This window comes from Spirillospora sp. CA-128828 (assembly GCF_050945415.1).
Classification (GTDB): domain Bacteria; phylum Actinomycetota; class Actinomycetes; order Streptosporangiales; family Streptosporangiaceae; genus Spirillospora.
The window spans coordinates 5,534,261-5,559,252 of the sequence record NZ_CP191986.1; the positions used below are offsets into that span (position 1 = coordinate 5,534,261).

The following is a 24,992-nucleotide window of genomic DNA, read 5'->3' on the forward strand; positions in this document are numbered from 1 at the left end:
AGCCGAGTAACGCGATGGCCGGCCCGGACACGGCCAGGAAACGGGCGAAATACGGGCCGACAGTAACATCGGAATCGGTTGATCACAATGTTACGGGGGCATCACATGTCAAGCCGCCTTGCTGCGATCTTGGTCACGTCACCCCCGGTCCGAGGAGGGGAGCTCGGACCGGGGGTAGGGCTCACAGGCGACCGACACCGACGCCCTTGACGTGGATGAACTCGTCCAATCCGGCCTTGCCGCCCTCGCGGCCGAAACCGCTGATCCCGACGCCGCCGAAGGGCGTACCGGCACAGGTGATCGGATTCGGGCCGGGATTGACGTAGACGGTGCCGGCCTTCAGCCGTGGGACGAGGCGGTTGATCCTGTCGACGTTCGGGGACTGAATGTAGGCCGACAGCCCGTACTCGCTCTCATTGGCCAAGGCGACACCCTCGTCCTCGGTGTCGAACGGCGTGATGGCCAGGACCGGGCCGAACACCTCCTTCTGCGCCAGTTCGCTCTTGTTCTCGACGTCCGCGAAGACGGTCGGAGCGACGAAATAGCCGTCGGCCTCGATGCGCTCGCCGCCGTAGACGAGGCGCCCCGCCTTGTCTGCGACGGCCTTCTCGATCATGTCCTGGACGCGGTCCCGCGCGGCCGGGTTGATCAGCGGGCCGATATAGGTGGCCGGGTCCAGCGGATCGCCGACCGGCAGCGCCTGCACGGTGCCGACCACCCGCTCCACGACCTCGTCGTAGATGGGACGCTCCACCAGCAGCCGGGTCGGCAGCGCGCAGCCCTGACCCGAATTGCTCATCGCGAACGCGGCGCAGTAGGGGCCGACGGTGTCGAGGTCGGCGTCGGCGAACAGGAGGTTGGCCGACTTGCCGCCCAGTTCGAACAGCACCGGCTTGAGAGAGGCCGCCGCGGCGGCCATGATGTGCCGCGCGGTGACCGGGCCGCCGGTGAAGGAGATCTTGTCGATCCCGGGGTGGGTCACCAGCGCCTGCCCGGCCTCCCCGAGACCGGTGACGACATTGATCACCCCGTCCGGGATACCGGCCTCACGCGCCAGATCGGTGAACAGCAGCGCGGAGAAGGGTGTGCTCTCCGCCGGCTTGATCACGACGGTGTTGCCCGCCGCCAGCGACGGCGGCACCTTCATCGCCAGCGACAGCGCCGGCGAGTTCCAGGTGATGACGTGCCCGATCACCCCGTACGGCTCGGCGACCGTGTACTCCATGAACTCGTTCGGGCTGTAGGCGGCGGAGACGGTGCCCTCGATCTTGTCCGCCCAGCCCGCGTAGTACTCGGTCCACTCGGCGACGTGCGGGCCCACCCCTTCGGCCCATCCGCCGATGCAGACCCCGTTCTCCAGCGGGCAGATCGCGGCGAAGTCCTCGATGCGCTCACGGATCAGGGCGGCGAAGCGGGTCAGCAGGCGGCGGCGCTCCGCAGGCCGCATCGGCCCCCACACCTCCTCGAACGCACGGCGCGCCGCCGCGACGGCCCGGTCGACCTCGCCGGCCCCGGCGAGCGGGACGGAGGCCTGCACCTCACCGGTCGCCGGATTGACGTGCTCGTGGACGCCCCCGCTGGCTTCGAGGACGTCCGCGCCCCCGATGATCAGCCGCGGCCGCGGCAGATCGGCGGCTGCCCTACGCCGGTGCAACTCGATGTCAACGTTCACCATCTGGCGCTCCTTCGCTGTCACCGCCGGCATGGCCTTGGCGGCGGGTGTCCCTCGTGCTATCCCTGCCGCATGTCCGCGACGTAGGGCTGGTGGGCGAGCAGTCCGCCGTCCACGCCGAGCGTCTGCCCGGTGACGAAGCCCGCCTCGTCCGAGGCCAGGAAGACGACCGCCGCGGCCACGTCCTCGGGCGTCCCGAGCCTGGGCGTCAGGTGGTGGCGCAGCATCGTCTCCTGCATCGCGCCGTAGGCGGAGTGGCCGGTCGCCCTGGTCACGATGAATCCGGGTGTGATCGCGTTGCACCGGACGCCCTGCTTGCCGTACTGGGTGGCCACGTACCAAGTCAGGTTGATCAGAGCGGCCTTGGACGCGCCGTAGGCGGGATTGCGCAGGTCCCCGGCGAGCCCGGAACCCGACGAGGTGTTGATGATCGAGCCGCCGCCGGCGGCGATCATGTACGGCACGGCGGCCTGGATCGCGACCATCGTGCCGCGCACGTTGACGCGCATGGTCTCGTCCCACACCGCCGGGTCGGCCTCCGCGACGGCCAGGTCCCGCGTGGCCGCGAGATGCGTGGCGGCGGCGTTGTTGTGCAGGACGTCGATGCCGCCGTACGCGTCGACAGTGCTCTCGACCATGGCCCGCACCGAGTCGGTGTCGCCCAGATCCATCTCCACGGCGATCGCGGTCCCGCCGGACGAGTTGATCTCCTCGGCGACCATGGCGGCACCGTCCTTGTTCAGGTCGGCCACGACCGTGCGCGCTCCTTCGGCCGCGACGCGTCGCGCGGTCGCCGCGCCGATGCCGGACGCGGCTCCGGTGATGACCGCGATCTTGCCGTGCAGCCTGCTCACGAAGCATCCTCCTGAAGCAGCGGACGCAGCCGCCTGCAGATCACTTCCACATGCCCGGCCACCGCGGCCTCGGGCAACCCGGCGACCGAGGCGCCGAACCACACCGTCTCCACCGGCGCCGCCCCGGTCTGCTTCCTGACGTGGGCGGCCATGTTCTCGGGAGTGTCGAATGCGAACGAGGACAGCGGACCTCTCGATGGGCGCGACCGGAGTAGGTCCGGGTCCACGGGGCGTGGAACGGGACGACCGGTGCCCTCCACCATGTAGCGGCGGTAGCTGTCGAACTGGTAGGCCACGTGCGGTGCCACCAGGGGCCAGTCCCGCTCGGGGTCGTCACTGACGAAGCCGTCGATGCCCCCCGCCATGCGGGCCCCGCGGAGATCGTGCCCGCCCTCGGCGAGTCCGGCTCGGTACTCCGGCCACGATTCGGCGCCGGCCGAGAGCAGGCACTCCCCCATGCGGCCCGCGCGCCGCGCCCCCTTCGGCCCGAGGTAGCCGAGCCAGATCGGCAGGTGCTCCTGGACGGGCGCGGGCGTGACACCGCCCTCGCCCCACAGCCGCCGGAGCTCGCCGACCTGTGCGTCCAGCGTCCGGTACCGCGCGGCGATGTCGGCTCCGAACAGGTCGAACTCGGGCACCCGGTATCCGGCGCCGAGTCCGAGGTCGAGCCTTCCCCCGCTGACGAGGTCCACGACCGCGGCCTCCTCGGCCAGCTGGGCGGTCTTGCGCAGCGGGGCGATCAGGATGCCCGTCCCCAGGCGCACCCGGCGGGTGCGGGCGGCCGCCGCGGCGGCGAACGTCAGCGGCTGGGGCAGGTAGTCGTCCTCGAACCGGTGGTGCTCGGTGAACCAGATCGAGTCCGCGCCGAGGTGCTCGGCCTCCTCGCACATCTCGAGCACGAAGGCGTACAGGCGCGCCGGGTCCCGCCGCCATCGCGGCGGGTTGCGCAGGTCGAACCAGACACCGACCTTCATCGCCACCTCGCTTCCGCTTAAACATCTACCCTATTTAGCTAGACCTGCCAAGGTCTAGGTCACCGAGAAGAGGTTATACAGTAAGATAATTAAAGTATTTTGTCGGACGTTGGGTGCGACCAACGCAAGAGGAGGCATGTCGTGGGGCTTCTGGACGGGAAGGTGGCCATCGTCACCGGCGGCGGCCGGGGACTCGGCCGGGCGCACTGCCTGGCGCTGGCCGAAGCGGGCGCCACCGTGGTCGTGAACGATCTCGGCGCCGGCCTGCACGGCGAGGAGGCCGCGGAATCCCCGGCGGACGAGGTGGTCGCCGAGATCACCAAGCTCGGCGGACGCGCCGTCGCGAACGGAAGTTCGGTCGCGGACTGGCAGGCCACCGGGGCTCTGGTCGCCGACACGGTCGCCGAGTTCGGCCGGCTCGACATCGTGGTGAACAACGCGGGCATCCTCCGCGACCGGATGATCTTCTCGATGACCGAGGCCGAATTCGACGCCGTGATCGCGGTGCATCTCAAGGGGACCTTCGGGCTCACCCGGCACGCCTGCGCCTACTGGCGCGAGGCGTTCAAGCGCGGCGAGCCGGTCGCCGGACGGGTCATCAACACCACCTCGGGAACCGGCCTGTTCGGTCAGGTCGGGCAGTCCAACTACGGCGCGGCCAAGGCGGGCATCGCGAACCTGACCACGATCGCCGCCATGGAGATGCGCCGCTACGGCGTCACCGTCAACGCCATCTCCCCCATCGCGGCCACCCGCATGACGGCGGAGATGCTCAAGGACACCGCGGCCGGCGAGAACGGCTTCGATCCCCTGGACCCCGCCAATGCCTCGGGAGTCGTCGTCTACCTCGCCTCCGACGCGGCGAGCTGGCTCACCGGCCAGGTCCTGAGGGTCGACGGCGACAAGCTCAACCGGATGCAGTCCTGGACGATCTCCGCGACCCACCCGGCCCGCTCCGGCGGGGCGATCACCGCCGACGAACTGGTCGAGGCCCTGCCTCAGCTTTACGGCGCCGCGCCCGCCGGCCGTCCCATCGGTCTGCTTCCCAGCAGCTCCTGACCACGACCCGGGCGGGACCGGAAGCGCCTCGGGCAGGGCGACCACCGTGGCGGTGATCTCGATCGGTTCGGCGGTCGGCCGATCGGCCGGCATCGCCGTCGTCACGTCGACGCCGAAGTCGTGGCGGCGAGATCGAGGTCGGTGACGTCGCCACCGGTGCGGAGGCAGGCGATCCGTGCCAGCACCTCGGAGCTCCGCGTCCCCACGACCGGCGCCGCGGTTCCGAGGAACTTCTGGCGCACCCGATCTGGCGGCAGCGGGTTCTGCGGGCTGCCGGAACGGTCCGGCGCCTCCGCGGTCAGCCGCGCTCCCGAGCGGGTCACCGCCGTCACCCGTGCACCGCGGCGGCTGGGAAACCGCGCTTCGAAGATGGGGTCGATCTCCAGGCGCACGGAGTCCACGAGGACCGAGAATCGCGTTGCGTCCCTCTCGGATTCGACCGACTCCGCGGTCACGGCACCGTCGATCAGCGCGACCGAGGCCAGGTAGGGGATGCTGAACCTGCGTTCGGCGACGGTGCGCGGCCGGGCGATGCCGGCGACCGCCAGCGCCGTCGCATAGGTGCCGACCTCCACATGAACGACGTCGTCGGCCGACAGCCCCTCCGCACGCAGCTGCAGCGCCGAGTCGATCACCGCGAACGCGTGCCCGCAACAAGGGTAGGGCTTGACCGTGACGGCGTTGATCGCCAGGTCCGCGCCCAGCGGAGCGCGGCAGCGTTCCCAGCCGGACGGCGCTCCGGTCGCCGTCCCGAGTCCCGCCCCGCCCTCCAGGACGTCCGACGCTCCGGTCACGCCTCCGCGTGCCAGGGCGGCGGCCACCACGCCCGCCTGCGCCGCGTTCCCGGCGTGCAGCGGCTTTCCCATCGCGTCGCTGCGGAAAGTCTGTTGCAACCCGGAGGCCATGGTCGCGGACAAAGCGAGAGCGTGCGAGAAGACGTCCCCGTCGGCATCGAGTACCTCCGCGGCCGCCGCGGCGGCGCCGATGCTGCCGGCCGTTCCGGTGGTGTGCCAGTTCTCGTAGTGCGCCGGACCCAGGTCCGCGGCCACCCGGCAGCCCACCTCGTATCCCGTGATCACCGCCCGCAGCAGTTTCTCTCCCGGCGCCTTCACCTGGTCGGCGACCGCGAGTGCCGCGGCGATGATCGGGGCGCCCGGGTGGAAGAGTCCGGGCGCGTAGATGTCGTCGAGCTCCAGCGTGTGCGCGGCGGTGCCGTTCACCAGGGCTGCCAGCGAGGGCGGCGCCGTTTCTCCGCCGACCACACGGCTGGGGCCCTGGAGGGGGCCGAGCCCGTCAAGCAGGGCGCGGGCCGGAGTGCCGGTGCTGCCGCCGAGGGTGACCCCGAGCCAGTCCACGATGGCCAGTTCCGCCGCGTCGGCCACGGCCGGCCTGAGCGAGGCGGCACGAAGTTCCATCGCATGGCCCGTGAGGGCATCCACGACCGTTCCGATCGTCCCGGTCATCTCCTCAGTCCTCGCTCCCGCGGCGGACGAGGGCGTCCACCGCCATGACGCCATGGCCTTCGGGGAGCACCAGCAGCGGGTTGACCTCTGCCTCGAGAATCGCCGCGCCGCCCGTCTCGGCGAGCCGTGAAACCGACACGACGGCGCAGGCCAGGGCGTCGAGATCTCCCGCCGGAGCGCCCCGGTATCCCCCGAGCGCGCGGAAGGCGACGACTTCGTCGATCATCTCGTGGGCGGTCGCCGCGTCGACCGGTGCGGATCTGACGCTCCGGTCCCGGTAGAGCTCCGCGAGCACTCCCCCGGCGGCCAGCACCACGACCGGACCGGCGTCCGGGTCATGCCGGAAACCGACCAGCGCCTCGCCGACCCCCCGCACCATCGTCTGCACCAGGAGGCGGTCGGCCGCCACTCCAGGGAGCCTCTCCCCCACCGTCCTGGCTATGCGGCCCACCGCCGCCCGCAGGCCCGCGCCGTCGGTGACGCCGAGGACGACGCCGCCGGCATCGGTCTTGTGCGGTACCTCGGACGAGAGGACCTTGACCGCCACCGGCCCCGCGACGGGAAGGTCGGACGGCAACGACGTCGCCGTCACCACGGCGTGCGGGGCACAGGGAACACCTGCTTCACCAAGGACCTCATACGACCGGGCTTCGTCCAGAAGCTCCGACCCGCCGACCGGCGCCTTGAGGCGCGGCCGCTCGCCCCCTGCCGGTCCGCGGCGGCCGAAAACCGCGAGGACGGTGTCGGCGCAGGCCTCGGCGGTCCGGAAGGCAGCCACCCCGCTGCTCCTCAGCAGGCGCAACGCCTCAGGCGCCGCGGGCATCACGAAGGCCGCGAGGGGCTTGCCACCCGCCGCGCAATCCACGATCGGCTTGACCGCCAAGTCGGGGTGGAACCGTGCGGAGCTGCCCGGAACCGCCACAACGGCGTCGAACTCCGGTGCCGCCAGGACCACGTCGAGTGCGCCCTTCATGACCTCATAGCGGGTGCCGGCGAGCGTGAGGTCGATCAGGGCGCCGTGCCCCGCGGCGATCCCGGCCTCGGCGAGCCGGTCGATGGTCTCCTGCGACGGCCCTGGAAGGTCGGCGCCGGCTGCGGCGAGGCAGTCGACGGCCATCGCGCCCCCGCCACCGGTGGTGGACAGCACGCACACCCGCGGCTTGGTGCCGGCCACCGGGATCGGGACTGCACGCGCCAGGTTCTGGCCTTCGAGCAGTGCCTCGAAGGTGTGCACCCTGGCGATCCCCAGATCTCTGAAAAGGGCGTCGGCGACGGCGTCGTCGCCTGCCAGCGCGCCGCTGTGCGACACCGCCAGGCGAGCGCCGGCCTCGGTCCGGCCGAGCTTGTAGGCGAGGATCGGCTTGCCGCGGTCGGCGGCGGCCCGGGCGAAGGCCCGCAGGTCGTCGGCGCCCTTGATGTTCTCGAGGAAGAGGGCGTAGCTCTCGATCCGCGAGTCGTCGACGGAGCCCAGGCAAATCTCACCGAGCGTCAGGTCGAGCTCGTTGCCGGTGGAGACCATGCCGCGGAAGGCGACTCCCATCTCCTTGCCGCGCGAGAGCAGGGCGCCGATGGCACTGCCGGACTGCGAGGCGACGAACACATCGCCCTGGCCAAGGTCCGCCTCGGCGAAGGCCGCGTTCGCGGTGAGCGCGAAGCCGTCACCGAGAGCGGCGACACCCAGGCTGCTGGGCCCCAGAAGCCTGGTGCCGGAGGCACCGACGATCGCCTGCAGCTCGGCGCGCCGGGCGGTGCCGCGGTCGTCACCCTCGATGAAACCATCAGCCATGATCGTGGCCACCGGCACACCGAGATCGGCGCACTCGCGCACCGCCTCGATGGCGAGGTCCGCTCCGGTGAGGACGAAGACGTGATCGGGCACCACCGGGAGAGCGCCGAGCGAGGACCAGGACCGCTCTCCCAGCACCGTGTCCCGGGCGGGATTGACCGGAAACAGGTCTCCTTTCCACCCATGCCTGCGCAGGTATTCCATCGGACGAGCCGTGGTCTTGCCGGGCGTGTCCGACGCACCCACGATCGCGACGGACGCCGGGCTGAACAGCGCGTCGTACAGCGCCGCGGGCCTCATGAGGAGGTGCTCCGCTGGCTGAAGCGGCGGCCGAAGACGTGCTCGGCGATCCGGTTCTTCAGCACCTCCGTCGAGCCCCCGGCGATCATCCATCCCCGGGTCCGCCGGAAGCAGTATTCGACCAGGGCCTCGGTGCTGAACCCGGTGGCGCCCATGGCCTGCATCGCGACATCGGCGGCACCGTGCCCGGCCTGGTTGGCCGCGAACTTGGCGACGGCCGTGTCGAACGCCGAAGGAATGCCGTCCCGGTCACCGGCCACCGCGGCGCGGTGCAGGAGCAGCTGAGCCGACTCCAGCTTCACCGCGGCCTCGGCGAACATCCATTGCAGCCCCTGGAACTCCGCCAGCGGGCGGCCGAACTGGTGGCGCGTGTTGAGATGCTCGGTGGCCTGGTCGAACGCGTAGCGTCCGAGGGCGATGGAACGGGACGCATTGCCGAGCCGCTCGACGTTGAACCCGCTGATCTGCCGCTTGAAGCCGCCCTCGCCCAGCAGCACCTGGTCGGCCGGGACGTAGCAGTCGTCGAAGTAGAGCTGGCACCAGTGCTCGCCGTTCATGAACATCGAGGGCTCACCGATCGTGAGGCCTTCGCTGTCGCGGTCCACGAGCACCGAGCCGATACCGCCGACGCCGGGACCGAACCGCACGTACACCAGGAAGACGGTCGCCTCGGCGCTGTGCGTCGAGAAGATCTTGGTGCCGTTCACGAGGAAACCGTCGCCCTTCGGCACCGCGCCGGTGGTCAGGTCGGTGACCGCCGACCCGGCCTCGGGCTCGGTCATGCCGAGGCCGATCAGGGTCTCGCCCGCCAGGAGGCCGGGCAGATAGCGCTCACGCTGCGCGGGCGTGGCGTACTCGGCGAAGGTGCGGATCGGGCCGAAGTTGCCCGCCTGGACGACGTCGGCGCTGCGCGGGCATCCCCTTGCCACCGCCTGGATGGCGGTCACAGCCGCGAGCAGGCCGGCACCCTGGCCGCCCTTGTCCTCGGGGATGGTCAGGCCGAGCAGTCCCTGGGCGGCCATCGCCCGCGCCACGTCCCACGGGTAGTCGGCGGAATGCGCCCGCGCACGGGCCTCGGGAGCGAGCCGTTCGAGGGAGAAGGCCTCCACCGAGCGGCGGAACTCGTCCACCTCTGGCGGCAGGGAGAAGTCCATTGGCGTACCAGCTTTCGTCAGGAAGCGGAAACCTGTCGGGGAGCGCGATGCAAGGCCACCGTCCCGTCGGGCAGATCGTCACGGGGATCGGCGTAGCGCTCGAAGACCGCGGGGTCGTGACCTGGCACGATGTGGTCCTCGCTCTCCGCGAGGCGCCCGATCCGGTCGTATCCGTCGAGCATCACCCCGAGGTCGAGGATCGCGGGGAACGGGTTCCGCTCGTGGAAGTTGGCGTAGTAGTGCAGCGCGTCCGAAGCGAGGACGACCCACCCCCGTCCGGTGTGCACGCGGACGGCCTGCAGACCCTTGGTGTGGCCGCCGATGAGGCACAGCTCCAGCCCCGGCGCCAGCTCGACATCGCCCTCTGCCACCCGCACCCTGCCATCGTGCACACGGCGGACGACGTCCACGACGTCGTCGGCCTCGAAGAAGTGGCTGAGCGCCGGACGCGTCATGGCCTTGCCGGTGGTGTACTCCAGTTCGCCGGCCTGGACCGTCACCTTGGCCTGCGGGAAGTCCCCGATGTTGCCCGCGTGGTCGAAGTGCAGGTGCGTAAGGACGACCTCGCCGACCTGCTCGGGCGCGATCCCGAGCCGCCGGACCGCTTGGGCGGGACGGAGGTCGAGATGCCTGCCGCGTTTCTCACCGGCGCGTTCGCTGAAGCCCGTGTCGACGACGACCACCCGGTCACCGTCGCGGGCGACCCACATCGTGAAGTCGAGGCGCATGGCGCCGTTGCGAGCGCAGGGCATCAGGAAGTTGTCGCGTGCGGGACGCTCCGCCGAACCCAGGCGCAGCGCCCACACGTCCCAGGCCGGTGGCCCGGCCGCCGGAGTCCCGGCGTGCTCAGCCACGGCCGTCCACCAGCTTGATCATCGCGGGGTAGTAGTTCTCGCCGTAGCCGGCGTCGCGGGTGCGCTCCAGCAGGGACATGGTCTGGCTCGTCGCCGGCACCTCGATGTCCTGGTCGTGCGCGAGCTGGAGCGCGAGCGCCAGGTCCTTGATCGCATAGTTCGTCGGGAAGGCTCGCTCGGGGAACTCGTCGGGGATCATCGTCGCCGTCGCCGTCCTGCGCAGCGCGAAACTGTCGGCCGACCCCAGCGCCAGGGTCCGGAACAGCAGGGCACCGTCCACCCCGGCGGCCCGGCCGATGGTGAGCGCCTCGGCCAGCGCGTTCATGTTGAGGAACAGCACCATGTTGTTGAGGATCTTCATCACCTGGCCGTTGCCGGTGCCGCCCGCATGGACGATGTCGCTGCCCATGCAGGACAGGAACGGCTCCAGCTCGGCGAAGTGAGCCGCGGAGCCGCCCACGCTGATGAGGAGCGTGCCGTCCTCGGCCGCCTGGCGGAGCCGCGCGACCGGCGCGTCGACGAGAGCGACACCCGCCTTGTCCAGTCGGACGGAGAGCTCGCGGGTGCGCGCCACATCGCTGGTGCTCATGTCGACGACGATCCGGGGACGTTCCGCCGGGGCCGCCAGTTCCTCGCAGACCGACTCCACTTCGGTGATGCTCGGCAGCGACAGGAAGACGATGTCGGCGTCCCTGGCCACGCCGCCGACGTCCTCGTGGCGCCGCGCCCCCAGCGCCACCGCCGCGTCCGCGGCCTCCTCGACCGGGTCGAAGACGACCACGGCCGCCCCCGAACGACGGACGAGGTTCGCGCACATCCGTGACCCCATGACCCCGAGGCCGATGAATCCGAGCACCGGTGTGGACGGCATATCCGATCCTTCCCTCCCGCCCCTCATGAGGTGGCGACGATGACGCTCTTGAGCTGGGTGTAGTGGGTGACCGCCTCGGTGCCCTTCTCCCGTCCCAGGCCGCTGTTCTTGTAGCCGCCGAAGGGAACCTCGACGCCCGCGCCCGAGTAGCGGTTCACCTGCACCTGTCCCGCCTGCAGTTCGGCCGCGATCCGGTGCGCCGTTCCGACCCGCGCGGTGAACACACCGGCGGACAGCCCGTACTCGGTGTCGTTGGCGATCTCGACCGCCTCCTCCACCGAGTCGAACGCGATGACCGACTGGACCGGCCCGAAGATCTCCTCCCTGGCGACGGCCATGTCGTTGGTGACGCCGGTGAGCAGCGTCGGCGAGACGAAGTACCCGCGTTCCGCACCCTTGGTCGCGCCGCCGCCGACCACCACCTCGGCGCCGTCGCGTACGGCGCGGTCGATGTGGTCGAGGACCCGTGACCGCTGACGCGCCGAGATCAGCGGTCCGAGGTCGGGATCGTCCAGACCGTGCCCGACCGACAGGCCCGCGACGTGGCCGGCGAGGCGCTCCACGAACTCTCCGTGCACTCGGCGGTCCACGAGCAGCCGGGTCGTCGCGAAGCAGGACTGCCCGGAGTTGCGGATCACCGCCAGCGCGCCCGCCTTCGCGGCCGTGTCGAGGTCCGCATCGGCGCAGACGATGGTCGGGGATTTACCGCCGAGTTCGAGGTTGACGCCGATGATCCGCTCAGCCGCCACGGCCCCGACACGGCGACCGGCAGCGACGGAGCCCGTGAACGTGATGTGCCGGACGAGGGGATGCCGGGTCACAGCGGTTCCCGTCCCGTCCCCAGTGCCGAGCACGACGTTGCAGACACCCGGGGGCAGTCCCGCCTCCACCATCAGGCGGGCGGCCAGCACCGACGTCAGGGGGGTCAGCTCGGACGGCTTCACGACCACGGTGTTGCCAGCCGCCAGGCACGGGGCCACACCGCGCGTCATCTGGGTCAGCGGGGCGTTCCAGGGCGTGATGTGGGCGACGACGCCGTAGGATTCGCGCACGGTGTAGGTGAACGTGCCCTCGGGCTGCGGGATCGTCTCCCCGTGGATCTTGTCGGCCAGGCCGGCGTAGTACTCGAAGTACCGTGCGCTTCCGGCGATGTCCGTGCGCGCCTGAGACAGCGGCTTGCCCGAGTCGACCGACTCCAGCCGGGCGAGCAGGCCGGCGTTCTCACGCAGCATCTCGGCCACTCGCGTCAGGACGCGTCCCCGCTCGACGGGGTCGAGCCGCGCCCAGCCCCGCCACGCGCCGTGGGCGTTCTCGACGGCCTCCGCGACGCCGTCGGCGGTCGTCTCCTCGAACCTCACGACCGTGTTCTCGGTCGCGGGATCCTCGACGCCGAAGACCGGGCCGGCCCCACGGGGGATGTGCTCCCCGGCGGTCACGGCCGTCAGGACCTCCGGGAGGCGCGCATCCTCCAGGAGACGATGCCTGCTGGCGACCTCTGTCATGTCGGCTCACTTCCGTCGTACGCGCCGCACCGGGGCGGCCGGTCCCCGGCTCCGGCCGCGGGTCTGCATAATAGTTATATAGTTTAACTCAATCAACCACAACGCTCGCCCCCGCACGCTCCACGGCGCGACGTACGATCGTCCGCGAGAGAGATTAATTATCTAACATATCTATGGATATCGCCAAGAGGCCGCCCGCCGGATCGGGGCGACGGCGCTCCCGGCGGTCCCGATCAACGGTTGGAATGCGCGAGCCGCACCGGTGAGTCACCGGGCGAGCAGAGGCTCACCGACCCCACAGGAGGAGCACGTGTACTCGACCACCCCCGATCGAGACACCCGATGAGCACGGCATCCGAAGGACCGCTGGCCGGAGTCCGTGTCGTGGAGATGGCCGGGCTGGGCGCGGCCCCGTACACGGCGATGCTCCTGTCCGACCTCGGCGCCGAGGTCATCCGGGTCGACCGTCCCGGCGCCCGTACGGCCGAGGCCGGGAAGTACGCGCTCAGCCGAGGCCGCCGCTCGATCATGATCGACCTCAAGCGGCCTGAGGGCTTGGACACCCTCGTGCGCCTGGTCGAGCGGGCCGACGTCCTCATCGAGGGCTTCAGGCCCGGGGTGGCCGAGCGGCTGGGCTTCGGACCGGACGTGTGCCTGAGGCGCAATCCCGGACTGGTCTACGGCCGGATGACCGGCTGGGGCCAGACCGGGCCGATGTCGCGGATGGCCGGGCACGACCTCAACTACCAGGCGATGACCGGCGCCCTCTCCCTCCTCCAGCGCCCCGGGTCGCCTCCGGCCACCCCGCCCGGCCTCATCGCCGACTTCGCCGGCGGCGGGCTGATGCTGGCCTTCGGCCTCGTGTGCGGCCTGTTGGACAGCCGCGCGACAGGGCAAGGGCAGGTGGTCGACGCGGCCATGGTGGACGGGGTGGCGTCCCTGACCACGCTGGTCCACTCGATGCTGGCGCAGGGCCGGTGGACGGACAGACCGGGCACCAACTTCTGCGACGGGGGCGCACCGTACTACGACAGCTACGAGACGAGCGACGGTCGCTACATGGCGGTGGCACCCATCGAGCCGCACTTCTACGCGATCATGGTGGAGAGGCTCGGGCTGCGGGTCGAAGATCTGCCGAACCGGGACGACCCCGCGAACTGGCCGCGGCTCAAGCGCCTGTTCGCCGGCATCTTCCGCACGCGCACCCGGGCCGAGTGGACCGAGGTCTTCGACGGCACCGACGCCTGCGTCACGCCGGTCCTCAGCATCACCGAGGCACCCGGCCACCAGCACAACGAGGCGCGTGGAACCTATCCCCGCGCCTTCGACGTGACCCAGCCGGCACCCGCTCCCCGGTTCGGCCGCACGCCTGGCCGGATCGCCGGTCCGCCCCCGCTGCCAGGCGCGGACTCGCGCTCGGTCCTGCTCGACTGGGGATTGCCCGCGCCGGATGCGGAGCGGCTCATCTCCGCCGGCATCGTCCAGCAGCCATGAAACGGGAGGTGCCGCGAACCGCGCGGTTCACGGCACCGCTCCCCTCGTCGGTCATCGACCGTTCAGGCGCGGCCGTCCGCGAAGTCGCGGCCACGGATGAGCCGCACGGGCGTGAAGACCGCGACCTCCTCGCCTCGCTGGTTGATCACACCGCAGCGGCTGCTCACCACACCGCGTCCGGGCTTGCTGGACGGGCGCGACCCGGTGATCTCCACGACCACGTGCAGGGTGTCCCCCACATAGGTGGGGCTCTTGACCGAGAACTCCATGTGCATGAACGCCAGCCCGGTGCCGTGCAGGACGTTGGTCTGCAGGATGAGTCCCTCGGCGAGCACATAGACCAGCGCGCCCGGGAGCAGCCGACCGGTATAGCCGCCTTCGGAGGCGTGCCTCGCGTCATAGAACAGCGGTTCGTTGAACCCTCCGAGATGGACGAAGCTCATCAGATCGGTCTCGGTCACGGTTCTCGACGCCGTGCGGAAGGCCGCACCCTCCTTCATGTCCTCCCAGGTCATGCCACGCACCAGCGGCTCGGCAGCGCTCGCCGTCTCGGTCATCGCACGTCTCCTCTTCAATCCGAAGATACAATGCAATAATCTACCTGATTAATGGAACGTCCGGTAGCGAGGAGATGAGTGTGAGCGACGGTGCGCTGCACGGGGTCCGGATCCTGGACCTCAGCCGGATCCTGGCGGCACCCCTGGCGAGCCAGATGCTGGGCGACCTCGGCGCGGAGGTCGTCAAGGTCGAGCGCCCGGCGACCGGGGACGACGCCCGGCAGTACGGCCCGCCCTTCCTGGACGGCGGCACGGCGGGCATGTCGGCCTTCTACCTGAGCTGCAACCGGAACAAGCGGTCGATCACCCTGGACTTCACCACCGGCCGGGGCAGGGAGGTCCTGCTCGACCTTGCCGGCCATTCCGACATCCTGCTGGAGAACTTCCGCCCAGGGGTCCTCGCGAAGTACGGCCTCGGATACGAGGACCTGCGCGAACGCTTTCCCCGGCTGATCTACTGCTCGGTCACGGGATTCGGCCAGAGCGGGCCGTACGAGCACAGGGCCGGGTACGACGGGATCTTCCAGGCGCTCAGCGGCATGATGAGCGTCTCCGGTCACCCGGACGGGGCCCCCGGCGCCGGCCCGATGAAGTCCGGCCTCTCTCTGATCGACATCCTCACCGGCCTCTACACCGGCACCGCGCTCCTGGCGGCACTCCGGCACAGGGACCGGCACGGCACAGGGCAGCACCTCGACGTCTCCCTGCTGGACTGCGGGATCGCGTCGATGTCGCACTACGTGCAGAACTACCTCGTCTCCGGCATGGTGCCCGAACGGCGGGGCAACGGCGGATTCGGCGGGATCCCCTCCCAGGCCTTCGTGTGCGCGGACGGCCGCCAGTTCTTCATCGTCGCGACCACCGACCCGCAGTTCGGGCGGGCCTGCCGCGCCATCGGGCACCCCGGACTCATCGAGGATCCACGGTTCGCGAGCATCTCCGCGCGGATCGAGCACCGCCTGGAACTGCTGGAGGTGCTTCAGGACATCTTCGTCCAGCGGGAGGCACGGCACTGGATCGAGGTGCTGCACGCGGCCGACGTACCGGTGAGCCCGGTCAACGACATCCGCACGGCGCTCGACGACGAGCACGTCCGGCACCGCGAACTGCCGATCGAGATGGTGCACGAGACGGCCGGCCCCGTCCCCGGCCTGCGCTACCCGATCAGGATGTCCGGCACTCCTGTCGAGGACTACGCGGCGCCGCCGACGCTGGGCGAGCACACCCATGACATCCTGAGCGGCCTGCTCGGCCTGGACGAGGACGCGATCGCCGATCTCGCGGCGAAGAAGGTGATCTGAAGCACGCGGAACCGCCTCGGGGCGGCTCGGTCAGAGCCGCTCGATGATCGTCCCGGTGCCCATGCCGCCTCCCACGCACATCGTGACCAGGCCGTACCGGCCCCGCGTCCGCTCCAGCTCGTGGAGGGCCTTGGTCAGCAGCACACCGCCCGTTGCACCGAGCGGGTGGCCGAGCGCGATCGCACCCCCGTTGACGTTGACCTTGGCGAGGTCGGCCTTGAGTTCGTGCTGCCATGCGAGCACGACCGAGGCGAACGCCTCGTTGATCTCCACGACGTCGATGTCGTCCAGGGTGAGGCCCGTGCGCTCCAGGATCGCGCGGGTCGCCGGGATCGGCCCGGTCAGCAGCATCACCGGATCGCTGCCGGTCATGAAGGAGTCGACGACGCGGGCGCGGGGCGTCAGACCCAGCCGACCGGCCTGCTCCTCGGTCATGAGGAGCAGCGCCGAGGCGCCGTCCGAGATCTGCGACGACGTCCCGGCCGTGTGCAGCGCGCCGGGGCGGTCCTTCTGGTTCACCCGCAGGCCGGCCAGGCCCTCCGGCGTCGTCGGGCGGGGCCCCTCGTCGGTGTCGATGGTCGTGGCACCGACGATCTTCCCGTCGTCGTCGGCGACGGGTGCCTCCACCGGTACAATCTGGGCCGCGAACCGGCCTTCGGAGATCGCCGCGGCGGCCCGCGCCTGGGAGAGGACGGCGAACTCCTCAAGCCGCTCGCGGGTGAACCCCCACGCCTCGGCGATGCGGTCGGCCGCCTCGAACTGCGTCGTGATCTCGTAGTGGCCCTCGTAGCGGGGCGTCCTGGCGGGCCCCAGCTCGGGCATGGCGCTCGACCCCATGGGGACCTGGCTCATCGATTCCACGCCGCCCGTGACGGCCACATCGGCCACACCGCCCGCGACCAGACCGTACGCCAGGGTGAACGCCTGCTGGGACGACCCGCACTGCGCGTGGACCGTCGAAGCGGCGGCCCGCTGGTCGAGCCCCGCCGCGAGCCAGGCGGTGCGAGTGATGTTGCCCGACTGCTGCCCGACCTGGCTCACGCATCCACCGGTCACCTGGTCGACGATGGACGAGTCCACGCCTGCACGGGCGACGAGGCCGGCGAGGACGTCGCCGAAGAGGTCCGGAGCCGGATGGCGGGAGAGACCGCCCCGCCGCTTGCCGACGGCCGAGCGCACGGCCTCCACGATGACGACGTTCGACATGTGTCTCCTCCACCGCAAGCCAACACCTCAATCATTTAACTATATCAGCTATTTCATCTATACTTGCCGCATGCGTGCAGACGGGAAGCTGAACACCGGGTCACTCCAGCGGATCGCGGCGGCGGCCACCGAGCACGAGAAGCGGGGCTACGCGGGCCTGTGGTCCTCGGAGTCCGCGCACGACCCCTTCCTCCCGCTGGTCGCCGCGGCGCAGTCCACCCGGCGGCTGGAACTGGGCACGGCGATAGCCGTCGCCTTCGCGCGATCACCGATGACCCTCGCGTACACGGCGTGGGACCTGCAGCGCTACACCGAGGGCCGCTTCACCCTCGGTCTCGGCAGCCAGGTCAAGCCGCACATCGAGCGGCGCTTCTCGATGCCCTGGAGCAGGCCCGCCGCCCGCATGCACGAGCTGGTGGCCGCGATCCGCGCCATCTGGGACAGCTGGCAGAGCGGCTCCAGGCTGAGCTTCGAAGGCGAGTTCTACCGCCACACCCTGATGACGCCGTTCTTCTCCCCCGGCCCGCTCCCGACCCCGGCTCCAAAGATCGTCATCGCGGCCGTGGGCGAGGCCATGTGCCGGGTGGCCGGCGAGGTCTGCGACGGGATCCTCCTGCACGGCTTCACCACCGAGCGCTACATCCGCGAGGTCACCCTCCCGACCGTGCGCCAGGGGCGGGAGAAGGCCGGCCGTTCCATGAACGGCTTCGAGGTCATCGGTCTGCCGCTGACCGCCACCGGGACGACCGAGGAATCGCTGGCCACCGCCGTCCGCGCCGTCCGGAACCAGATCGCCTTCTACGCCAGCACTCCGGCCTACCGCGGCGTCCTCGAACTGCACGGCTGGGGCGCGCTGGGCGACGAGTTGCACGCCCTGTCACGCGGCGACGACCCGGGCAAATGGACCAAGATGGGAGACGCGATCGACGACGAGGTGCTCAACACCTTCGCGGTCGTCGGGCCCCCTGACCGGATCGCCGCCGTCCTCACCGAGCGCTTCGGCGACCTGGTGACCCGTTTCCAGTTCTACGCCCCATACGAACACGACATCGACCAGTGGACGTCCGTCCTCGCCGGGCTCAAGTGACCACTTCGCCTACCGGTGCGGAATCAGCGGCGGACGGCGACGAGCTGCTCGTCGCAGACCGTGGGCCCGTCCGCGTCCTCACCCTCAACCGGCCCCGGTCGCTGAACGCGATAACGACCGCGCTGGCGCTCCGCGCCAAGCGGGCGCTGGTGGCCGCGGACACCGACCCGTCCGTGCGGGTGATCGTCATCACCGGGTCGGGCGGACGCGCCTTCTGCGCGGGAGGCGATCTGCACGAGCTGGCCGGACGCCCGGCCCCCACCGTCCCCGGGCCGCGCGTCGTCTCGGAACTGGTCCGGGACCGGATCGCGACGCCGATGATCGCGGCGGTCAACGGACTGGCCTACGGCGGCGGCCTGGAACTGGCACTGGCGTGCGATCTCGTGGTGTGCGGCGAGCACGCGCGTTTCGCACTGCCCGAGGTCAAGCGGGGCGTGCTCGCCAGCGGCGGCGGCCTTGTACGGCTGCCGGGGCTCATCGGTCCCCGCCGCGCCCTTCAGCTCCTTCTGACGGGCGAACCGATCGACGCGGCGACCGCCCAGCAGTGGGGCTTGGTCAACCTGGTCGTGCAACCGGCGGAAACGCTCACGGCCGCCGTGGATCTCGCCTCGCGCATCGCCGCCAACGCCCCGCTCGCGGTTCGCGCGAGCAAAGCCCTGGTGCACATGTCCGCGCGCCTCCCCGAGCCGGTGGCCTGGGCGTTGAACGACACCTCCCACGACGAGATCACGAAAAGTGCGGATGCGCTTGAAGGGCCACGCGCGTTCAGCGAGAAACGCTCCCCAAGGTGGACCGGCCGGTGACGCCTCACCACCGCCGCACGCGCGTGATCGGCTCTTCTAGGGTGCCCGCCCTTCGGCCTGCGCGGCAGGCTCGAACGCCGTGGACGCGGATACTTCTTCCCAGCCGTCCAGCTCGCTCGCGACTGCGGCGAGCTTGCCGCGGACCGCCTTCACGGCGTCGGCTCCCAACGGCAACCGGCCGGGCGGTTCCGGTGCCTCCACGGCCTTGATTATCGCCGCCGCGGCGCGCCGGGGATCGCCCTGCTGCACGCCGTCCAGCCGGTCCAGGCTCCCCCGCACGGCCGTGACGAGCTCATACTCGGGAAGACGCCGCTCGGCTCGCCGCAGCCCCGGCCCCGCCCATCTCGTGCGGAACGCTCCCGGCTCGACGATGGTGACGCCGATGCCGAACGGTCCGAGTTCCAGCCGCAGAGCCTCCGACAGCCCTTCGAGCGCGAACTTGGACGCGTTGTAAACGCCCAGTCCAGGTTGGCCGGTGAATCCGGCGATCGAGCTGACGTTCACGACATGGCCCTGCCGTCGCTCGCGGAAGTGCGGGAGGAGTGCTCGGACGAGCCGGAGCGGGCCGGTGAAGTTGGTGTCCATCTGATGCCTGATCTCGTCGTCGCTCACCTCCTCGACCGCGCCCAGCAGCCCGTAGCCGGCGTTGTTGACCAGAACGTCGATGTGGCCGGCCAGTCGCACCGCGTCGGCGGCTCGCTCGGCCAGGATCTCCGCCGGATCGGTGGCGTCGAGCAGGACCGCGAAGGCACGGCCCGGAGCAAGCCGTTCGAAGTCGGCCACCTGTCCTTGGTCACGAAGTGTCCCGACCACCACCCCGCCGCGTTCGAGCACGGTCTCGGCGAGAGCCTTGCCCAACCCGCTCGACACACCGGTGATCATCCAGTGCCTCGCCCGCGCCCGGTCGCTCATTCGTCGTTCACCCATCGCATGAGGCGCTGCAGCGGATAGAAGCCGTCGTGCGAGAGCCCGGGCGGCATGCCGCCCGCACCGCCGAGCGGCACCACGCGCTGCACGCCCGCGGACGCCAGGGCGTCGCGCAGTTGCGCCTTGCGCGCGGCCGGGTACACGCCGACCGTCTGGGTCGCGACGCCCGCGTAGGAGACCGCGTCGGCCAGCGACGGGACGGCGACGACGTTCACGATCTTGCCGTCGGGATGGAACTCCACCGGCTCGGGCGAGCGGATGACCAGGCCGTGGCCGTCATAGCCGCCCCAGACCCGGTAGTCGTCCTCCAGCTCGCGCAGCACCTCGATCTCCTCTCGCAGTTCGCCGCCGATCTTCGGACCGCCGGCGGAGGAGAACTCGCGCGCCACCCCCAGCCGTTCGCACAGGGCCGCGGCGAAGCGGTCGGCGTTCTCCACCGGTCCTTCCACGAACTGGAAGCGGCTGGCCACGCACGCGGCCTGGTTGAAGAACGTGGCGTCGGCGGCGGCCGCCTCGGCGGCCTCCTCCAGAGCCTCGTCCGAGGCCAGCGCCTCACGGCCGACGAACGAGATCGACGACTTGGGATCGAAGGAGACCAGCTCGAACCCCGGGCCGACGTACTTCAGGGCGCCGCGGATGGTGGCCTCGCCGCCCCAGGCGACCAGCTTGTCGAAGAACTGCGCGCGGAAGATCGTGCTCTCCACGCTCTCGTCCCCGCCCCTCCAGTACGCCGCCGAGAAGGAGCGCACCACCGGATGCCCGGGGGCGAGCGCGAGCATCGTGCGGAGGATGGCGGTGGCGGTGAACAGGTCGTTGGAGGGCAGCTTGAGCAGGTTCACGCCCTTGGTCAGCGCACCCCGCACGATGGACATGGCCGCCACACCAGGAGCGTTGCCCGCCAGAATGTGCACCAGGCGCGGCGGGAACGCTCTGATGGAACCGACGCGTCCGCCCGGCAGCGACACCTCCCGCCAGCCGTCGAGCACGTCGGAGCCGCCGAGTTCGTTGTCGATCTGCACCTGGATCTGCGGACGCTGGAAGCTGCGCCACAGCAGCGCGTACGCCCGCTCCAGGACCTCCCGCGGCAACGGGCTGACCTCGACCATGTGCTCCAGCGCCTCGGCGAGCAACCCGTCCGTGTCGGCCTTGAGCCGTTCGCCGGTCTCCACCAGCAGATCGACGATCTCGGCGACGGGCACGTCGAACGCCGGTCCCGGCTCCGCCCTGGGCCACACGAGACGGTCGAGATCGAGCGCGGGCGTGGCGAACTCGGACCCCGCGCGGCCGTGGACGATGTCCGAGCCCTGGCCGACGACGCCCTGGACGACGTGGACCACAGGGACCGGCCCGCCGGCCCGCACCGTTTCACCGCCGGTCCCGGGCCCCGAAAGCACCGCGCCGCTCATGCCTGGATCATCCCCCTCACGTAAGAGTCGAGCGTCGCCGCGCAGGTGATCTTGTCCTCGCCGCCGAGGTCGCCGTATCGCGTGATGTTCGGCAGCACCGCGGGACTGGTCCTCCCGCAGGCGCAGGCCGAGAAGTCAACGTTCACCCGGTCGCCGGTGATCAGACCGCCCCAGCGGCCCTCCATGGACAGGTCGAGGAAGGCGAACCGCCCCTCGACCACCCCGCCGCGTTCGTTGAGCAGCCGTTCTCCCGGCTCGTCCAGGATGAGCGGGACGATCCACGCCGGCACGTGGTAGCGGCCCTCCTCACAGGACATGCACGTGCCGTGCATCTCCGTCATGCCGTAGCTCCGGACTCTGCGGACGTCGCCGTAGAAATCGGCGAACTGCTGCATGTAGTCCTCGGGCAGGACCTTGTTCTTGTTGCCGCCTCCGGCGAGCACCATCGAGTCGGGGTGGAATCCCCCGTCCGGCACACCGCGCGACCGCATCCCCTGGATCAGGGCCCACTGCTGGTTGTTCATCGCGGCGATGAGCAGCGGCTCGGCCCGGTGCTCGACGATGTCGTCGATCAGTCCGTCCAGCGCGGCCTGCATTTCCCCCTCGCGTCCGCCGGAGGCGTTCTCGAACTCCTTGACCTCCTGCGCGGTCGCGGTTCCCTCGACCATCTTCTTGCGAAGCAGTTCGCTGCGCATCAGCTCCGATAGCCGCAGGGGGTCTTCGGTCAGCAGCCGCAGCTCCCCTTCCTTCACGAACAGGTCTGCGTGCATTCGGAAGCCGTCGATGGATCGCAGCGGCCCGCTGGCGGGAGCAAGGATGTAGCCGCGGCGGGTGCGCTCGGGCGGCAGCGGACGCGGCCAGCACGTGAGGTTGGCCATGATCTTCAGCAGCCAGTCCCGGTCCGCGGTCGTGGTGTTGAGCAGCGAGACCTTGCCGGAGGTGCCGCTGGTGATGTAGACCCGGTGCCCGGCCGCGGCGACGCGCGCGATCCAGTCGTCGACGTCGGTGACGCCCTCGACGTCCACCTCGTCCGGCTCGACCACCGAGACGGTCGAGTACCAGCGCAGCAGGCGGTCCCAGTGTCCCCCGGTGATGTAGGAGAGGGGGTAGGACTTGTAGCTGGTGTGGGAGAACAGCAGCGGGACGATGTCCGCCTCCGCGCGGATCTCCTTCACGCCCACGTCGTCCGCGCGGCGCCGCAGTAGCGGTATGCGTTCGCGATGCTCGTCGAAGCACTCCCGGGCGGCCTCCAGCTGGAGGGTCCGCACCTCTTCCGATGGTCCGTCGAACGGGTCGCCGGAGCCGACGAGGCTCTTCAGGGTCTCCCGGGCGCTGGTCACGGTCTCCTCCTCAGCCCACCCGGCCCCGACGGATGGCAGTGTCCCTAGATTCAAGTATCGAATCTGAAAGATTTAACTATATTGAGGTTAGGGACGCACCCGAACCATGTCAACGCCCCCTCGTCCCGGTGGAACGCGGCGCCCCCTCACCGGCCGTCGTCAGGGCTCCCGAGGCTCCGGAGGGCGCCCGACCGTTCCCGGGGGCCGAGGGGCCAGCGACGGCGGGAGCCGGTCATTGACGTTCAACCTGCCGAAAATTAGGTTATATAAATTAACCAGTTTGACGCTGACGAGGAGACGACCATGGATCGGGTGCTCTGCAGGCTCGAAGACGGGGTGGCCGACGTGCGCCTCAACCGTCCGGGCAAGCTCAACGCGCTCGACGACACGATGTTCGCCGAGCTGATCGAGGTCGGCGAGCGTCTCCGGCACGAGCCGGGGCTGCGCGCCATCGTCCTGTCCGGTGAGGGCCGCGCCTTCTGCGCCGGACTGGACCGCGCCGCCTTCCAGGCCCAGGCGGACGACCGGCCCTGGCGGCCCGCGGCGGTGCGGGACGCCGATGCCGGAGATCCGCCGGCCTCCGGAACAGGCGCGTTCGACGTCCCTGGCCTGCATCTCGGGCGAGGCCAGAAAGCCGTCTGGGTGTGGCAGGTGCACGAGGTACCGGTCATCGCCGCCGTTCAAGGATTCGCGCTCGGTGGCGGGCTGCAACTGGCCCTCGGCGCCGACATCCGGCTGGTGACACCGGACGCGCGCATGGGCGTCCTGGAGATGGGCTGGGGACTGACGCCCGACATGTGTGGCACGCAGATCCTGCCGCGACTCGTCGGGCTGGACATCGCCAAGGAACTCACCCTCACGGCCAGGCAGGTCACCGGCGAGGAAGCCGTCCGTATCGGCCTGGCGACACGGACGTGCGCCGACCCGCGGGAGGAGGCCCTGTCGATCGCCGCGCAGATCGCCGGCCGCAACCCCGACGCGGTGCGCGCCGCCAAGAGCATGCTGAACCGGGCTTGGGACGACCAGGCGATGATGGCGGGATTCCGCGCCGAGCGCGCGTTCATGGAGCAGAACGTGGGCAGTCCCCACCAACGCGAGGCGCTGCGCGCCAAGCTGCACAGAGCGGCACGTCCATGATCGCCTCTTCCGATGAATAGAGAACAAGGCACGCGAGATGACCGAGCGGGAGTGGGACTGTGCCCTGCGAGCCAACCTGACCGGTCCGACGAGGTGGGCTACGCCGCCAAGGCGGGGCTCCTGGGACTAACTCGTTCCCTCGCGCGGTCGGTGGCCCGAAAGGGGGTAACGGTGAACCTGGTCGTGCCTGGGGTCTTCGAGACGGACATGACCAACGCGATGGTCACGTCGGTGCAGGAGGCGATTTCCACGGGAAGGAGAGAGTTGAAAGATCAGATCACCATCGGCGTGCGCGTACCTCACGAACTCTTCCACGATGCGGCGGCACTACGCGGGTTCGTGGCGGACGCCGAGGAGGCCGGAATCGACCGGCTCTTCGTCGGCGATCACGTCACCTTCAAGGGAGGCCAGGGCTTCGACGGGCTCCTCCAGGCCACCGCGCTGGCGGTACTGGCCACACGCATCACCGTCCAAACAGCGGTCTATCTGCTGCCCTTGCGCCACCCCGTCCCGGTGACGCGGCAGGTCGTGTCCTTGGCGGGACTGGCTCCCGGCCGGGTGATCTTCGGAGTCGGTCTGGGCGGCGAGGATCCCGCCGAGTTCCGTGCGTGCGGTGTCGACCCCGCGACGCGCGGCCGTCGAATGGACGAGGCGATCACGCTCGTCCGGTCCCTGCTCGGCGGCGGGCCGGTGACCGCGTCGGGCGAATTCTTCCGGTTCGACGACGTGAGCGTACGGCCTGCGCCGACGGCGTCCGTGCCCATCGTGATCGGTGGCCGGTCCGACGCCGCCTTGCGCCGTGTGGCGAAGCACGGTGACGGCTGGCTCGGACTGTGGACCACGCCAGAACGGTATGCGGCGTCCTGTGACCGGATCACCGAGCACGCTTCGGCCTGCGGCCGCCAGGTGGATCGCCGGCTGCACGGTATGCACGTCTGGTGCGGTTTCGGCGATACCCCAAGGAAGGCGCGTCCGGCGCTCGCCAAGACGATGGAGCAGCTCTACCGGACCCCTTTCGAGAAATTCGAGCGTTACAGCCCGTACGGCACTCCGGAGGACGTGGCGGCAGGCTTGCGGCCTTACGTGCGGGCAGGGTGCCGATCCTTCAACCTGATCGCGGGCGACGCCGACGCTCGAACGACCATCGAAGGCGCCCTCGCCGTGCGCGCCCTCCTGCGAGGATCGCCGTCCACCTCCTGATTCGGCCATTCGCGCCTGTCGGACGAGGCCGTCCCGGCCGTGGCC

Annotated in this window: 21 protein-coding genes; 7 read left to right on the forward strand and 14 right to left on the reverse strand. The window is 70.3% G+C overall.

Annotated features, from left to right (window positions below; all coding sequences use genetic code 11):
- Nucleotides 1-181 precede the first annotated feature (181 nt).
- Genes ACQPXG_RS27005 through ACQPXG_RS27015 form a run of 3 tightly spaced genes read right to left on the reverse strand, consistent with a single transcriptional unit; the run spans nt 182 to nt 3,500 of the window.
- Complete coding sequence (locus tag ACQPXG_RS27005) at nt 182-1,675, reverse strand: aldehyde dehydrogenase family protein (protein ID WP_433461913.1); 1,494 nt, start codon at nt 1,673-1,675, stop codon at nt 182-184.
- A 56-nt stretch (nt 1,676-1,731) separates the two neighbouring features.
- Nucleotides 1,732-2,526 carry an SDR family NAD(P)-dependent oxidoreductase gene (locus tag ACQPXG_RS27010; protein ID WP_433461914.1) on the reverse strand — a complete coding sequence of 265 codons (795 nt, stop codon included), beginning with the start codon at nt 2,524-2,526 and terminating at the stop codon, nt 1,732-1,734.
- The gene (locus ACQPXG_RS27015) at nt 2,523-3,500 is read right to left on the reverse strand and encodes an LLM class flavin-dependent oxidoreductase (RefSeq protein ID WP_433470057.1); all 978 of its coding nucleotides are present in this window, start codon (nt 3,498-3,500) and stop codon (nt 2,523-2,525) included. The genes ACQPXG_RS27010 and ACQPXG_RS27015 overlap by 4 nt, the downstream gene beginning before the upstream one ends.
- A gap of 141 nt (nt 3,501-3,641) precedes the next feature.
- Here ACQPXG_RS27015 and ACQPXG_RS27020 point away from each other — a divergent pair, with 141 nt between their 5' ends.
- A complete protein-coding gene (locus ACQPXG_RS27020) occupies nt 3,642-4,559 on the forward strand; it encodes an SDR family NAD(P)-dependent oxidoreductase (protein ID WP_433461915.1) in 918 nt (305 codons plus the stop codon).
- A 101-nt stretch (nt 4,560-4,660) separates the two neighbouring features.
- Here ACQPXG_RS27020 and ACQPXG_RS27025 read toward each other — a convergent pair whose 3' ends face one another.
- From ACQPXG_RS27025 to ACQPXG_RS27050, 6 genes are read right to left on the reverse strand one after another with little or no spacing between them, the layout of a single operon-like run.
- Complete coding sequence (locus ACQPXG_RS27025; protein ID WP_433461916.1) at nt 4,661-6,022, reverse strand: MmgE/PrpD family protein; 1,362 nt, start codon at nt 6,020-6,022, stop codon at nt 4,661-4,663.
- A 4-nt stretch (nt 6,023-6,026) separates the two neighbouring features.
- Entirely contained in the window at nt 6,027-8,108 is a 2,082-nt protein-coding gene (locus tag ACQPXG_RS27030) for an acetate--CoA ligase family protein (RefSeq protein WP_433461917.1), read from the reverse strand.
- On the reverse strand, nt 8,105-9,262 hold the full coding sequence (locus ACQPXG_RS27035; RefSeq protein ID WP_433461918.1) for an acyl-CoA dehydrogenase family protein: 1,158 nt from the start codon (nt 9,260-9,262) through the stop codon (nt 8,105-8,107). The genes ACQPXG_RS27030 and ACQPXG_RS27035 overlap by 4 nt, the downstream gene beginning before the upstream one ends.
- A 17-nt stretch (nt 9,263-9,279) precedes the next feature.
- Nucleotides 9,280-10,116, reverse strand: a complete 837-nt coding sequence (locus ACQPXG_RS27040; protein ID WP_433461919.1) for an N-acyl homoserine lactonase family protein — start codon at nt 10,114-10,116, stop codon at nt 9,280-9,282.
- Nucleotides 10,109-10,987, reverse strand: coding sequence for an NAD(P)-dependent oxidoreductase (locus ACQPXG_RS27045; RefSeq protein ID WP_433461920.1), 879 nt, complete (start codon nt 10,985-10,987; stop codon nt 10,109-10,111). Before ACQPXG_RS27045 ends, ACQPXG_RS27040 begins: the two co-directional genes overlap by 8 nt.
- 23 nt (nt 10,988-11,010) lie before the next feature.
- Nucleotides 11,011-12,489, reverse strand: coding sequence for an aldehyde dehydrogenase family protein (locus tag ACQPXG_RS27050; RefSeq protein WP_433461921.1), 1,479 nt, complete (start codon nt 12,487-12,489; stop codon nt 11,011-11,013).
- Between the two features lie 342 nt (nt 12,490-12,831).
- On the opposite strand from ACQPXG_RS27050, the gene ACQPXG_RS27055 reads away from it, so the two are divergent.
- Nucleotides 12,832-13,983, forward strand: a complete 1,152-nt coding sequence (locus ACQPXG_RS27055; protein ID WP_433461922.1) for a CaiB/BaiF CoA transferase family protein — start codon at nt 12,832-12,834, stop codon at nt 13,981-13,983.
- A 62-nt stretch (nt 13,984-14,045) separates the two neighbouring features.
- Here the strand turns inward: ACQPXG_RS27055 and ACQPXG_RS27060 are convergent, their stop codons facing one another.
- A complete protein-coding gene (locus tag ACQPXG_RS27060; RefSeq protein WP_433461923.1) occupies nt 14,046-14,540 on the reverse strand; it encodes a MaoC family dehydratase in 495 nt (164 codons plus the stop codon).
- Nucleotides 14,541-14,620: 80 nt separating this feature from the next.
- On the opposite strand from ACQPXG_RS27060, the gene ACQPXG_RS27065 reads away from it, so the two are divergent.
- Nucleotides 14,621-15,841, forward strand: coding sequence for a CaiB/BaiF CoA transferase family protein (locus ACQPXG_RS27065; protein ID WP_433461924.1), 1,221 nt, complete (start codon nt 14,621-14,623; stop codon nt 15,839-15,841).
- Nucleotides 15,842-15,871: 30 nt separating this feature from the next.
- On the opposite strand, the gene ACQPXG_RS27070 is transcribed toward ACQPXG_RS27065, so the two are convergent.
- A complete protein-coding gene (locus tag ACQPXG_RS27070) occupies nt 15,872-17,047 on the reverse strand; it encodes an acetyl-CoA C-acyltransferase (protein WP_433461925.1) in 1,176 nt (391 codons plus the stop codon).
- Between ACQPXG_RS27070 and ACQPXG_RS27075 the strand changes: the two genes are divergently transcribed.
- Nucleotides 17,046-18,134, forward strand: coding sequence for an LLM class F420-dependent oxidoreductase (locus ACQPXG_RS27075; RefSeq protein WP_433470058.1), 1,089 nt, complete (start codon nt 17,046-17,048; stop codon nt 18,132-18,134). The genes ACQPXG_RS27070 and ACQPXG_RS27075 overlap by 2 nt on opposite strands.
- The gene (locus tag ACQPXG_RS27080; RefSeq protein ID WP_433461926.1) at nt 18,131-18,937 is read left to right on the forward strand and encodes an enoyl-CoA hydratase/isomerase family protein; all 807 of its coding nucleotides are present in this window, start codon (nt 18,131-18,133) and stop codon (nt 18,935-18,937) included. Before ACQPXG_RS27075 ends, ACQPXG_RS27080 begins: the two co-directional genes overlap by 4 nt.
- A 36-nt stretch (nt 18,938-18,973) precedes the next feature.
- On the opposite strand, the gene ACQPXG_RS27085 is transcribed toward ACQPXG_RS27080, so the two are convergent.
- From ACQPXG_RS27085 to ACQPXG_RS27095, 3 genes are read right to left on the reverse strand one after another with little or no spacing between them, the layout of a single operon-like run.
- On the reverse strand, nt 18,974-19,849 hold the full coding sequence (locus ACQPXG_RS27085) for an oxidoreductase (RefSeq protein WP_433461927.1): 876 nt from the start codon (nt 19,847-19,849) through the stop codon (nt 18,974-18,976).
- A complete protein-coding gene (locus tag ACQPXG_RS27090; RefSeq protein ID WP_433461928.1) occupies nt 19,846-21,270 on the reverse strand; it encodes an acyl-CoA reductase in 1,425 nt (474 codons plus the stop codon). The genes ACQPXG_RS27085 and ACQPXG_RS27090 overlap by 4 nt, the downstream gene beginning before the upstream one ends.
- Complete coding sequence (locus tag ACQPXG_RS27095) at nt 21,267-22,610, reverse strand: hypothetical protein (RefSeq protein WP_433461929.1); 1,344 nt, start codon at nt 22,608-22,610, stop codon at nt 21,267-21,269. The genes ACQPXG_RS27090 and ACQPXG_RS27095 overlap by 4 nt, the downstream gene beginning before the upstream one ends.
- 303 nt (nt 22,611-22,913) lie before the next feature.
- On the opposite strand from ACQPXG_RS27095, the gene ACQPXG_RS27100 reads away from it, so the two are divergent.
- Nucleotides 22,914-23,747 (forward strand): crotonase/enoyl-CoA hydratase family protein, encoded by an 834-nt coding sequence (locus ACQPXG_RS27100; RefSeq protein ID WP_433461930.1) that lies wholly within the window; start codon nt 22,914-22,916, stop codon nt 23,745-23,747.
- A 12-nt stretch (nt 23,748-23,759) separates the two neighbouring features.
- The gene (locus ACQPXG_RS27105) at nt 23,760-24,947 is read left to right on the forward strand and encodes an LLM class flavin-dependent oxidoreductase (RefSeq protein ID WP_433461931.1); all 1,188 of its coding nucleotides are present in this window, start codon (nt 23,760-23,762) and stop codon (nt 24,945-24,947) included.
- The last annotated feature ends 45 nt before the right edge of the window (nt 24,948-24,992 follow it).

Excerpts from the sequence above, each read along its gene's own strand:
- ACQPXG_RS27100 (WP_433461930.1), top strand. The coding sequence starts at position 22,914 with ATGGATCGGGTGCTCTGCAGGCTCGAAGACGGGGTGGCCGACGTGCGC.
- ACQPXG_RS27045 (WP_433461920.1), bottom strand. The coding sequence starts at position 10,987 with ATGCCGTCCACACCGGTGCTCGGATTCATCGGCCTCGGGGTCATGGGG.
- ACQPXG_RS27070 (WP_433461925.1), bottom strand. The coding sequence starts at position 17,047 with ATGTCGAACGTCGTCATCGTGGAGGCCGTGCGCTCGGCCGTCGGCAAG.
- ACQPXG_RS27030 (WP_433461917.1), bottom strand. The coding sequence starts at position 8,108 with ATGAGGCCCGCGGCGCTGTACGACGCGCTGTTCAGCCCGGCGTCCGTC.
- ACQPXG_RS27090 (WP_433461928.1), bottom strand. The coding sequence starts at position 21,270 with ATGAGCGGCGCGGTGCTTTCGGGGCCCGGGACCGGCGGTGAAACGGTG.
- ACQPXG_RS27015 (WP_433470057.1), bottom strand. The coding sequence starts at position 3,500 with ATGAAGGTCGGTGTCTGGTTCGACCTGCGCAACCCGCCGCGATGGCGG.
- ACQPXG_RS27105 (WP_433461931.1), top strand. The coding sequence starts at position 23,760 with ATGAATAGAGAACAAGGCACGCGAGATGACCGAGCGGGAGTGGGACTG.
- ACQPXG_RS27050 (WP_433461921.1), bottom strand. The coding sequence starts at position 12,489 with ATGACAGAGGTCGCCAGCAGGCATCGTCTCCTGGAGGATGCGCGCCTC.
- ACQPXG_RS27035 (WP_433461918.1), bottom strand. The coding sequence starts at position 9,262 with ATGGACTTCTCCCTGCCGCCAGAGGTGGACGAGTTCCGCCGCTCGGTG.
- ACQPXG_RS27005 (WP_433461913.1), bottom strand. The coding sequence starts at position 1,675 with ATGGTGAACGTTGACATCGAGTTGCACCGGCGTAGGGCAGCCGCCGAT.
- ACQPXG_RS27055 (WP_433461922.1), top strand. The coding sequence starts at position 12,832 with ATGAGCACGGCATCCGAAGGACCGCTGGCCGGAGTCCGTGTCGTGGAG.
- ACQPXG_RS27075 (WP_433470058.1), top strand. The coding sequence starts at position 17,046 with ATGTGTCTCCTCCACCGCAAGCCAACACCTCAATCATTTAACTATATC.
- ACQPXG_RS27060 (WP_433461923.1), bottom strand. The coding sequence starts at position 14,540 with ATGACCGAGACGGCGAGCGCTGCCGAGCCGCTGGTGCGTGGCATGACC.
- ACQPXG_RS27025 (WP_433461916.1), bottom strand. The coding sequence starts at position 6,022 with ATGACCGGGACGATCGGAACGGTCGTGGATGCCCTCACGGGCCATGCG.
- ACQPXG_RS27085 (WP_433461927.1), bottom strand. The coding sequence starts at position 19,849 with ATGAGCGACCGGGCGCGGGCGAGGCACTGGATGATCACCGGTGTGTCG.